Annotated in this window: 11 protein-coding genes, 1 tRNA gene and 1 rRNA gene; 1 reads left to right on the forward strand and 12 read right to left on the reverse strand. The window is 62.4% G+C overall.

Features of this window, described 5'->3' with window-relative positions:
- The 9 genes from ACFQ6H_RS27650 to ACFQ6H_RS27690 all read right to left on the reverse strand — a co-directional run.
- Positions 1-84: ribosomal RNA gene (locus ACFQ6H_RS27650) — 16S ribosomal RNA — on the reverse strand; the annotation flags it as partial.
- A 515-nt stretch (positions 85-599) separates the two neighbouring features.
- Complete coding sequence (locus ACFQ6H_RS27655) at positions 600-797, reverse strand: hypothetical protein (protein ID WP_003946112.1); 198 nt, start codon at positions 795-797, stop codon at positions 600-602.
- A gap of 152 nt (positions 798-949) precedes the next feature.
- Complete coding sequence (locus tag ACFQ6H_RS27660; protein ID WP_378537140.1) at positions 950-1,372, reverse strand: DUF2752 domain-containing protein; 423 nt, start codon at positions 1,370-1,372, stop codon at positions 950-952.
- 30 nt (positions 1,373-1,402) lie between these two features.
- Positions 1,403-1,972, reverse strand: coding sequence for an RDD family protein (locus ACFQ6H_RS27665; protein WP_378650048.1), 570 nt, complete (start codon positions 1,970-1,972; stop codon positions 1,403-1,405).
- 120 nt (positions 1,973-2,092) lie between these two features.
- Positions 2,093-2,165: transfer RNA gene (locus tag ACFQ6H_RS27670), tRNA-Thr, on the reverse strand.
- 30 nt (positions 2,166-2,195) lie between these two features.
- A complete protein-coding gene (locus ACFQ6H_RS27675; protein WP_378650050.1) occupies positions 2,196-3,425 on the reverse strand; it encodes a DNA polymerase III subunit delta' in 1,230 nt (409 codons plus the stop codon).
- Positions 3,426-3,458: 33 nt separating this feature from the next.
- Positions 3,459-6,395 carry a type I DNA topoisomerase gene (topA, locus tag ACFQ6H_RS27680; RefSeq protein ID WP_378634308.1) on the reverse strand — a complete coding sequence of 979 codons (2,937 nt, stop codon included), beginning with the start codon at positions 6,393-6,395 and terminating at the stop codon, positions 3,459-3,461.
- A 192-nt stretch (positions 6,396-6,587) separates the two neighbouring features.
- Positions 6,588-7,172: a hypothetical protein gene (locus tag ACFQ6H_RS27685; RefSeq protein ID WP_317553427.1), complete on the reverse strand. Its 585-nt coding sequence runs from the start codon at positions 7,170-7,172 to the stop codon at positions 6,588-6,590.
- 184 nt (positions 7,173-7,356) lie between these two features.
- A complete protein-coding gene (locus ACFQ6H_RS27690; RefSeq protein ID WP_003946117.1) occupies positions 7,357-7,560 on the reverse strand; it encodes a cold-shock protein in 204 nt (67 codons plus the stop codon).
- A gap of 456 nt (positions 7,561-8,016) precedes the next feature.
- Here ACFQ6H_RS27690 and ACFQ6H_RS27695 point away from each other — a divergent pair, with 456 nt between their 5' ends.
- Positions 8,017-10,305 carry a DEAD/DEAH box helicase gene (locus tag ACFQ6H_RS27695; RefSeq protein WP_200317859.1) on the forward strand — a complete coding sequence of 763 codons (2,289 nt, stop codon included), beginning with the start codon at positions 8,017-8,019 and terminating at the stop codon, positions 10,303-10,305.
- Positions 10,306-10,312: 7 nt separating this feature from the next.
- Here the strand turns inward: ACFQ6H_RS27695 and ACFQ6H_RS27700 are convergent, their stop codons facing one another.
- The 3 genes from ACFQ6H_RS27700 to ACFQ6H_RS27710 are packed head-to-tail and all read right to left on the reverse strand — an operon-like array spanning position 10,313 to position 11,222.
- Positions 10,313-10,663 carry an Rv3654c family TadE-like protein gene (locus ACFQ6H_RS27700; protein ID WP_378540421.1) on the reverse strand — a complete coding sequence of 117 codons (351 nt, stop codon included), beginning with the start codon at positions 10,661-10,663 and terminating at the stop codon, positions 10,313-10,315.
- Positions 10,660-11,019, reverse strand: a complete 360-nt coding sequence (locus ACFQ6H_RS27705) for a TadE family type IV pilus minor pilin (RefSeq protein WP_378650052.1) — start codon at positions 11,017-11,019, stop codon at positions 10,660-10,662. Before ACFQ6H_RS27705 ends, ACFQ6H_RS27700 begins: the two co-directional genes overlap by 4 nt.
- Positions 11,019-11,222, reverse strand: coding sequence for a DUF4244 domain-containing protein (locus ACFQ6H_RS27710; RefSeq protein WP_378650054.1), 204 nt, complete (start codon positions 11,220-11,222; stop codon positions 11,019-11,021). Before ACFQ6H_RS27710 ends, ACFQ6H_RS27705 begins: the two co-directional genes overlap by 1 nt.
- Between the last annotated feature and the right edge of the window lie 18 nt (positions 11,223-11,240).

Here is an 11,240-nt window from a genome sequence, read left to right on the forward strand (position 1 = left end):
CCCCGAAAGGCCTTACCGCTCGACTTGCATGTGTTAAGCACGCCGCCAGCGTTCGTCCTGAGCCAGGATCAAACTCTCCGTTGAAGACTCTAGATATCACCAACCCGAAGGCCGGCTAATCAGTCATAGACAAAAAGAGTCAAATCACTAGCAAAAAAACTCAACTAGCAAAAAATGTGTCGGCAACCATTCAGACGGAAGAATGAACAATCACCGACGAAAAATACTCACACCACATACAAACCAACCAAACCTCAAGAGGCGGTTGATCATTCGCGGATGTGAAGTACCAAAAAATTTTGGCACTGACATTCATCGACACACTGTTGAGTTCTCAAAGAACACGCACACACCATCACCACGACCCTATGGCCGCCGCTCCGGGGCAACTTTCCCAGCCTACCCCAACCAGATCACCGGCGCAAACCGGAACCTCGTGAAGAACAACTGGATTGTGTTCGCCAGGCACTTCGTACAACCTCGTGTCACTCACCCTCGCAGGTGGGAGTCGGTGTCCGTGTCGCTCTGACCTGGACAAAGTTACGCGAAGATCAACACAACACCAAATCGCCAGGTCAGAGCGCTGCGGTCGGTAAACTTCACGGAACCCAGTACCTCTCGGCCAGTTCTTCGACGATCGGATCGCCTTCTTCGGCCTGTTCCAAGGCTTCGAGGTCGTCGTTGATCGAAACCAACCGGGGATCGTCACCCTCAGCTTCCTGAATCGGGTGCCGACCGTCCTCGGCGAGTTGCCGCAGCAGCTTCTCCTTGACGCGAGCTTTCAACGAATCAGCCATACCGCCAGCATGTTCCCCACCGGCTCAGTTGTCGAGACCTACTCGTCGTCCTTCTTGCCGAAGACACGTCGTGCCGTCGGAATCAGAATGATCAGCGCGCCGAGCAGAACGATGAGCGAAAAAACCTGCATTGCCATGTCGACCTCTTACCGTCACGCCGGCGCGAGCCAGCTCCCCCATGGGGTGTTTCGAACAACCGTAAATGCAACGAGAACTCCGAGCACCACGATCGTCACGGTCGGCCGAAGCACGATCATGCGATCCCGCGTGCCTTTCCAGCGGCGCACCGTCCAACCGATCCACGCGATCACCAATACCGCGACAAACGGCACGATCAAGATATTGCTGGACACTGCGGCACCAAGATCCAGATTAGTCAGGTCGTTGACCGCACGAAGGCCACCACACGCCGGGCACCACAATCCCGTCAACGCGTACATCGGACAAACGCCGTAACTACCCGCGCTGTGGGGATCGCGGAAATGGAGAACCGCGGCGGCTGTCACGGCCACGGCAGCGACACCGACGGGTGCGGCCAGCGCGCGTCGTCGACTTGCCACCGCTTCCAACTCCATGGCACCCACTGTAAGAGACCCCGGCAGCGACTAGCTCGCGCGAACGACTACCGATCGAACCACCATGTCGTGCCAGCACTGGTGCTTCGAGTCCCAGAGCGGCCAGAGATAGTTGAGGAAGCAGGCGCCACCCAGGATCGCCATCAAGATCCAACGAAGCAGCGCCACCACCGGTCCGAGAGGCACACCGTCGGACTCCCGAATCACAGAAATCCCCAGCCACTTCTTGCCGAGCGTCTGTCCGGTGTTCCCTTGTCTGAAGACGAGGTTCCACACCTCGATCAAGAAGATGGCCAGTATGCCGACGACCATGACGATCACGCCGACCGGATTGCCGCCCTCAGCGCTCACGCTGCCGTCGTCGTATGTGGTCACTTCGGATCCGGAGAACGCGATCACCGCCCCGATGATCGCGAGGATGATCCCCGGAAGCGGAACGACAAAGCCGTCGAGGATTGACGCGAGAACACGAGAGATCCACGTTGCGTACGGATAGGCGGGCGTCGGTGACTGATAACCCTGCGGCGGCATGGGCGGAATCTGCCCGTACGGCGGCGGATTCTGCGGTGGTTGGCCCGATCCCCAGTTCTGATCCGACATCGAAGTCTCCCCTGCTCAGGCACGTGTTCGCCAGAATCAGGATAAACGGCACATACGTAGGAATGGGAACAAACGACAAGAGCCCCACATCCGAATTTCCGGGTGTGGGGCTCTTGGCCGAGCTGCCTGAGAGAATCGAACTCTCGACCTTTTCATTACGAGTGAAATGCTCTACCGACTGAGCTAAGGCAGCGTGCCTTTCGGCGGTGGCGAGTCTATCTGGTCAACCCCCGGATCGCGAAAACGGGGGTCTGAAAGCGGCTCCGATGGAGGCAACCATCGCGTCGAGCGCCCACTGCAACTTGACGTTGAAGTCGACAGCCTCACGGCATTCGAGCACGGCTTCGATGCACTTCAGCAACCCCTCCGGGGACGTTCGGGCAGCCAACTCGGCGGCCTGACGAGCCATGTCGGGATGGGTCGCCGTCGACGTCGACCCCAGTGAACAGGAAAGTGCGTCCCGGTACATGCCGGCCAGGTCGATCAGGGTCCGGTCGAGGAGATCGCGGCGGGCCCGCGTGTCACGCGATTTCTGACGCGCTTCGAGGTCTTTGATCAGACCAGCCGATCCGCGCAGAGTTCCGGCCGTTCCCTTGCCGGTACCACCGCCGCCCAGCGAGACCTTGAGCTCTTCGAGTTCCTGTTCCTTGAGTTCGGCGTAGAACGCCTTGGTGTCGGCCTCGATCGACTTCACCAAGTTCTCGGCCGCCTTGTAGGCCGTCGACGCACCGATCGCGTCGGCAGCTAGCCGCAACGAACGCTGACGCTCGTCCCGCGCACTCTCGTCGGTAGCAAGACGCCGAGCCCGACCGACATGTCCACCGCTGATCGATGCCGCGATTCTCGCCCGCTCCGGATCCAGGCCGTCGCGGTCGATCAGCACCTGAGCGATCGATTCGACGGACGGCGTCACCAACGGCATGTGCCGGCACCGCGAGCGCAAGGTGACAGACATGTCTTCCGGATCGGTCGTCGGCGCGCAGAGCAGGATGACCGTGCGGTCCGGTGGCTCCTCGACAACCTTCAGGAGTGCGTTGGCCGCGCCTTCGGTCAAACGATCAGCATCCTCGACCACGATGACCTGCCACCGCCCCGTCGTCGGCCGACGCGAAGCGATGTTGACTATCTCGCGCATGCCTTTGACGCTGATGCTCAGGCCGTCGGGGATGATCCGTCGTACGTCACCGTGGGTTCCACCCATCGTCGTCGTACACGCATGGCACTCACCGCACCCTGGTGCACCCTCGGAGGTGCATTGCAGGGCCGCGGCGAAGCAGAGAGCAGCAACCGAACGACCTGAGCCAGGTGGCCCGGTGAACAGCCACGCGTGAGTCATTTCCGAGCCGCTGGAATCGCCGCGAGCCGACAGTGCAGCATCACGCAGACTTTTCTCGACGTCCTGCTGACCCACCAGCCGACCGAACACACCTCGTTCGGCCACTTCAGTACTCATGCAAAAACCCTAACCGTCGCCACCGACGAAGCCCTACGAGTCCTTCTTCGCCGGAGCCTTCTTGGCAGCTGCCTTCTTTGCCGGAGCTTTTTTCGCGGCAGTCTTCTTGGCAGCGGCCTTCTTAGCCGGAGCCTTCTTGGCAGCCGCCTTCTTTTTGACCGGGCCACGCGCACGACGATCAGCCAGCAACTCCGACGCACGAGCATCGGAAATGGATTCGACGTCGTCGTCCTTGCGAAGGCTGGCGTTGGTCTCACCGTCGGTGACGTAGGGACCGAAACGGCCGTCCTTGATCACCATCGGCTTCTCGCTGACCGGATCGACGCCCAACTCACGCAGCGGAGGCGTTGCCGACGCCTGACGCCCACGACGCTTCGGCTCGGCGTAGATCTTGAGCGCCTCGTCGAGCGTGACGGTGAACATCTGCTCTTCGTTGGCGAGCGAGCGCGAGTCCGTGCCCTTCTTCAGGTACGGACCGTAACGGCCGTTCTGCGCAGTGATCTCTTCCTTCGATTCGGGGTCGACACCCACGACGCGCGGAAGCGACAGCAGACGAAGCGCATCTTCCAACGTGATCGTCGCCAAGTCCATGGACTTGAGCAGCGATCCCGTCCGCGGCTTGGGGCCCGCGACCTTCTTGGCAGCCTTCTTCGCCGGCGCCTTCTTGGCCGCGGTCTTCTTCACCGCAGTCTTGGTACTACCTGAACTGATTTCTTCCGGCTCGGGAGCGGAGACGGGAACGATGTCCGGTTCCGGCTCGGCCGGCGGTTCGGGCAGGATCTCGGTCACGTAGGGACCGAAGCGGCCTTCCTTCGCGACGATCTCGTGGCCCGTCAGTGGGTCGACGCCCAGCTTGCGGCCCTCTTGAGGCGTCGAGAACAGCTTCTCCGCGTACTCGGGGGTGAGCTCGTCCGGTGGCAGGTCATCGGGAAGATTGGCCCGCTGCGAGATCAGATCGCCTTCGGGATCGTCCGGATTCTGAACCATGCGCTCGAGGTACGGGCCGAACCGGCCGACACGCACGTGAACCTCACGGCCCTCGGCGTCGTCGAAGAGACGGATGGAGTTGACCTCGCGGGCGTCGATCTCCTCTAGGTTGACGCCGACCATCTTCTTCAGCCCGCCCTCGCGGGCGACCGAACCTTCTGCGCCTGTCTCGCCGCCGAAGTAGAAGCTGCTCAGCCAGTTGCCGCGCTGCTCACGGCCGCCGGCGATCGCGTCGAGATCGTCTTCCATTCCTGCCGTGAAGTCGAAGTCGACCAGCCGGCCGAAGTGCACCTCGAGCAGTCCGATGACGGCAAACGCCACCCAGGACGGCACCAGTGCGCTGCCACGTTTGTAGACGTATCCGCGATCGAGAATGGTCTTGATGATCGACGAGTAGGTCGAAGGACGGCCGATGCCGAGTTCTTCGAGTGTCTTGATCAGGCTGGCTTCTGTGTAGCGGGCGGGCGGGTTGGTGCTGTGCCCGTCGGGATCGAGCTTGGTCGCCGTGACTTCCTGACCCTTGACCAGTACCGGAAGCCTGGATTCGGCGTCGTCGGACTGACCGCCGGCCTCTTCGTCGACACTTTCGACGTAAGCCTTGAGGAAGCCGGCGAACACGATGGTGCGACCTGAAGCGGAGAACGTGCAGTCCTCGCCGGTGCCTGCCGTGCCGGAGATGCGAAGCGTGAGCGTCGTACCGCGGGCGTCAGCCATCTGCGAGGCGACGGTGCGCTGCCAGATGAGTTCGTACAGCTTGAACTCGTCGGAGTCGAGCTTGGAGTGCAACTGACCCGGGGTCTGGAACACGTCACCAGCGGGGCGGATCGCCTCGTGAGCTTCCTGCGCGTTCTTGACCTTGCGGGTGTACTGACGCGGGGTCGGATGAACGTATTCAGGACCGTACAACTCGGTGGCCTGCGCTCGAGCGGCAGCGATCGCCGACTCCGAGAGCGTCGTCGAGTCGGTACGCATGTAAGTGATGTAGCCGTTTTCGTACAGACGCTGCGCGATACGCATGGCGCGTTCGGACGTGAAACGAAGCTTGCGTCCGGCTTCCTGCTGGAGCGTCGACGTCATGAACGGCGGGTAGGGCTTACGGGTGTACGGCTTGTCCTCGGCGGACGACACCGTGAGGTCGACGCCCTGCAACGCTTCTGCGAGACGACGCGCGTAGGCCTCGTCGAGCACGGTGACCGCGCTGCCCTTGAGCTTTCCGTCAGCTCCGAAATCGCGGCCGGAAGCGACACGAGAACCGTCGACGGAGACGAGGCGTGCGCCGAAACTGCGCGGACTGGCCTCTGCACCGGCGTCGAGCGTCGCGGAAATGTCCCAGTACGACGCCGACTTGAACGCCATGCGCTCGCGTTCGCGCTGGACGATGACGCGAGTGGCCACCGACTGGACGCGGCCGGCCGAGAGCTTCGGCATGACCTTCTTCCAGAGAACCGGGCTGACCTCGTAACCGTAGAGACGGTCGAGAATGCGGCGGGTTTCCTGAGCATCGACCAGGTCGGTGTCGAGTTCGCGGGTGTCTTCGGCGGCAGCACGGATTGCCGGCTCGGTGATCTCGTGGAAGACCATTCGACGAACCGGAATCTTGGGCTTGAGAGTCTCGAGGAGATGCCAGGCGATTGCCTCGCCCTCGCGGTCGGGGTCAGTTGCGAGGAAGAGCTCGTCGGCGTCCTTCAACAGAGACTTGAGTTCGGCGACCTTGCCCTTCTTTTCCGGGCTCACGACATAGAGCGGCTCGAAGTCGTGATCGACGTTGACGCCGAGGCGGGCCCAGGACTCGCCCTTGTACTTGGCCGGAACGTCTGCTGCGCCGCGCGGCAGGTCGCGAATGTGACCGACCGATGCCTCTACGACGTAGTCCTTACCGAGGTAGGGAGCGATTTTGCGCGCCTTGGTCGGTGACTCGACGATCACGAGGCGACGAGGGTTACCGGACGCTCCCTGACCGCTGCCGTTGTCCGCTTTAGCCACCTGCTGCCCGAGCCTTCCTTTGGACGTTCACTGCCGTCGGCAGTTCTTCAGAACTAGACGTGTGGAGCAAGTTATACCCCGTGTCTCTCTTTACAGAGTGACATACCCGCAAGACATTCGTGCAGATCAGTACAGTATGGGCTCCGTCGGACACGCGGCATCGACACCGTGAGACATGCGGCATCGGTACCGTCAGACGTGCGGCCAGGCGACCGAAGTGTCGACGTGTTTCGGCGCCTCACCGAGGTATTCGACGAGCTTTGTCAGTCTCTTCTTTCCCGATACGCGGAGTCCGGGGCCCGGTGTCCGGTTACCCAGTTGAGTCGGCGCGATACCTACTCGCATCAAAGCCTGGGCGAGCGGAGCGTGAGTCTCCTTGGCATGGGGATCGAGGCCGAACACGAACCGTTCACCGCCTTCTTCGAGGCGGCCGGCGGCGACGGCCCAGACTCGGAGTTGGCGAGAATTGGGAACCCACCCGACCGGCACCGCCTTCACTGCTCCCTTGGTCCACTGCACGGACAGCGGAAGCAGTGCGGGCGTCGACTGAGTACGCACGAGTGGACTGCCCTCGTCACTGCGCGTCACCTCGGCCCCGAGTCCACACTGCGCGATCAACTCGGCCACGGCCTGCGCTCTCCAGTCCCGATCCACGACGATCGAGATCCGGGCTCGATCCTCCGAGGTCACGACCTGACCCGGTCCGGCCAGCATTCCGGCAAGGTCCGTCACGGCAGGTGGAATCGACTCGGCAGAGAAAAAGGACAGTTGGCTCACAGAGTGAAACGTAAGCCACGAAGGTAGTGACGGCATAGACGACCGGCCGTGGTCGAACAGCTGCGTGTATTCACTCCGGATGGAGAAGACTCTTGCTTGCACCGAAAAGATTTGTCCCCCACCGCACAGATGCGATGGGGGACAAATACTGTCCGAACTATTCGCTCAGCAAGTGAGCGGAAAATCAGACCGCGCGAACGCCGGTAGCCTGGGGACCCTTGGTGCCCTGGCCGACCTCGAACTCCACACGCTGGTTCTCCTCGAGGGTACGGAAGCCGTTGCCCTGAATTTCGGAGTAGTGAACGAAGACGTCTGCGGAACCGTCTTCGGGAGCGATGAAGCCGAAGCCCTTTTCAGCGTTGAACCACTTCACAGTGCCCTGTGCCATGCTTTTCCTTCTCTTTCTAACACCGGATTCGATGAACAGCCCTTACAGTCCACCGGGCCGGTTCCGACCGCTGTACGTCTTTATTTCCCCCTCAGGAAAGGCAGAGCACCGCGCCCGCAACAACGATCCTGCGAGCGTGCACTTTCTCAAGCCTACGAACACAGAAGCTGCGACCGATTGTCAGTCAACCATGTTCTCCGCGTGCACAACAGTCGAAAACGGAACTAAAAACGTTAAAAGTTCGCTACGAGAAAAACAGCCCACGACCGTGGTTTCCCGCGTGCGCGCCGACCACCCGGTTTCACCAAGACCGTTGACGGTTGCGTATCATCAAAACTGCAGGTAGCGACAGTTTCCGATTGCCGCCACGCCCCTACGCCGAGCCCGGAGAGTCACGTGAACGCACCTTCCCCGATCCCCGCCCCGGGAGGGAAGCCTGGCGAGACCTACGGGCAGATGCTGCTCGATCGCGTCGTCGCCGGGGTCAGTGGAAGCGAAAAACCACTGATGTTCACCGCGCAGCTACCGGCTCGCGTAGCCGAGTTCACCGAATGGCCGGAGTGGGTGCACCCCAGCGTCGTACGCGCGCTCGCCGAACACAGCGTTCGGTCCCCGTGGATCCACCAGAGCGAGGCTGCCGACCTCGCATACGAAGGAAAACACGTGGTCGTAGCCACCGGTACCGCGTCGGGTAAGTCTCTGGCATACCAACTCCCGGTGCTGACGGCCATGGCAACCGATCCACTCGCAACAGCCCTCTACCTCTCCCCCACCAAAGCGCTGGGCTCCGATCAACTACGAGCGGTGCTGTCCCTCACCGACTTCGACGTGGAACTTCGCAGCACCAACGCCAGTGCATACGACGGCGACACCTCGCAAGAACTCCGCACCTGGGCACGGGAGAACTCGCGCTGGCTCTTCACCAACCCCGACATGATCCACATTTCACTGCTCCGGACCCATCAACGATGGGCGCACTTCTTCCGCAACTTGAAATACGTGATCATCGACGAATGCCACTCCTACAGGGGGGTCTTCGGATCGAACGTCGCGCTCGTGATCCGGCGACTGCGAAGGATTGCGGCCCGTTACGGCGCCGAACCCACCTTCATCCTGGCCAGCGCAACCACCGCAGATCCCGGCGCGGCAGCCTCGCGGCTGATCGGCGCCCACTGCACCGAGGTCACGGAAGACGGATCGCCGCACGGCCCACGTACCGTCGCACTGTGGGAACCGCCGCTGCTCGAAGCATTGACCGGCGAAAACGGTAGCCCGGTACGGCGTCCCGCGGGTGCGGAAGCTGCGCGGATCATGGCCGACCTCATGATCGAGGGCGCCCGCACTCTCACCTTCGTACGCTCCCGCCGCGGCGCCGAGCTGACCGCGATGGCCACCAAACGTCTACTCGCCGAGGTGGACCCGGACCTCGCCGAGCGAGTCGCGTCGTATCGCGCCGGATATCTGGCCGAGGACCGACGCGAACTGGAGGCTGCACTCGCCGACGGCACACTGCTGGGCGCAGCCACCACCAACGCACTGGAGCTCGGCGTCGACATCGCCGGCCTCGACGCCGTTGTCGTGGCAGGCTTCCCGGGCACCGTCGCGTCGTTCTGGCAGCAGGCCGGTCGCTCCGGGCGACGCGGTGAGGGTTCACTCGTCGTGTTGATCGCCCGCGACGATCCACTCGACACCTACCTCGTTCACCATCCGTCGGCAGTATTGGACAAACCTGTCGAGGCGACGGTGACAGATCCCGGAAATCCGTACGTTCTAGGACCACAACTTCTCTGCGCTGCAATGGAACTCCCACTTTCCGACGCCGAGGTCGACGCATTCGGGGCTCTCGAAGTTCTGACCAGACTGTCCGAGGAAGGCAAGATCCGGCGCCGAAAGCACGGATGGTTCGTCACCGCTGATTCGAACCCCCACGGCTCTTTGGACATTCGCGGCGGCATCGGAACGCAGGTGGCCATTGTCGACGGTGAATCCGGCCGAATGCTCGGCACTGTCGACGCGGGCCGCGCTCCGGCCACAGTTCATCCCGGCGCCGTCCACATCCATCAAGGCGAGACCTACGTCGTCGACGAACTGGACCTCGACGTCGGACTCGCACTGGTTCACACCGAGAATCCTGACTGGACCACCTCGGCTCGCGAAACCACCGAAATCACGATCACCGAACAACTCGAGCACAAGAACTACGGCGACATCGCCGTCGCTCTCGTCCAGGTCGAGGTGACACATCAAGTCGTCGGGTACCTACGACGGTTGACTTCGGGTGAAGTCCTCGACTCGATCGAACTCGACATGCCCGCACACACTTTGCCCACCAGGGCAGTGATGTACACGGTCACGCCCGAACTCCTCGAATCCATCGGGGTGCCGCCCGAACGGTTCCCCGGATCACTGCATGCCGCCGAACATGCAGCGATCGGACTTCTGCCGCTGGTGGCGATCTGCGACCGCGGAGACATCGGCGGAGTATCGACTGCGATGCACGCGGACACCGGACTCCCGACGGTCTTCGTCTACGACGGTCATGCCGGCGGCGCCGGGTTCGCCGACCGGGGGCACAGCGAACTGTCACGATGGCTCACCGCGACGCGGGATGCCATCCTGTCCTGCGAATGCGCTCACGGCTGCCCGTCCTGTGTCTATTCACCCAAGTGCGGCAACGGAAACGATCCGCTCGACAAGGACGGCGCGGTGAAGGTTCTGACCGCCGTCATCGACACGATCAGCTGAGACACGATCAGCTGACCGGACCCGCACGAGCGTAGGCCTGCGCATCACCGATCCCGAAGCCCGACAACAACACCGGTGCGCGTATCTCGACCACTACATCCCACCCCTGGACATCGCACTCCTCGAGCACCGTACGCATCCGCTCCGCGATCACCGCGGACATTTCACACGCCGCCTCGTCACCGCCGTCCAAGGCGCCCGCACCGCCGAGGGCCGAAAGATCAGCCGCCGACTGCGCCGTGTGCCTGGCCACCACCGCGGACCCGACATGCAGTATCCCGCCGGTCACCAGCACGATCGCCGCCAGAATGCAGCATGCCAGAACCGTGGCAACACCTTCGTCGTCACGTAGGTTCACCCCTCCTCCACCCCCGGTTCCACTGCTGCCACCGCCTCGGAAGAGATGTCGACCAACGGCAGCAGCGTACTTTCGGCGCTGACGACGGCCACCGCAAAGCCGTCCACGATCTCCACCGAGACAGATGCATCGTTGGGTGCGATCCGGCGGGCCGTGGTGACCGCAGACTCACGATCACCACGTGCCACCAGACGAGCGGCCTCACGAGCGGCGTCAACACACCGAACCTGCATCGACACCGCCAGGACTCCGCCGATACACAGCACGACCACCGTGACGATCGACGCCAGGGCAATCGCGGCCTCGACCGTCACGGCGCCGTCGTCGGCTTGCCGAATACCTCTCGTGGACAACATCACACAGCCGTCTTGAGCGCCTTGTCGATGATGCCCGTCAGCGCGGAGACGATGGAGTCACCGGTGACCACGGTGTACAGGACGGCTCCGAACGCCGCGGCCGCGATGGTGCCGATCGCGTACTCCGCGGTGGACATGCCGTCGTCCTCCACAACCAACAGGGCAAATCTGGCCGACACCGACCTCAACGTCTTCGAAATCATTTCTCCCCCTTCAATCGA

The organism is Rhodococcus sp. NPDC056506 (assembly GCF_042794945.1).
Classification (GTDB): Bacteria; Actinomycetota; Actinomycetes; order Mycobacteriales; family Mycobacteriaceae; genus Rhodococcus_F.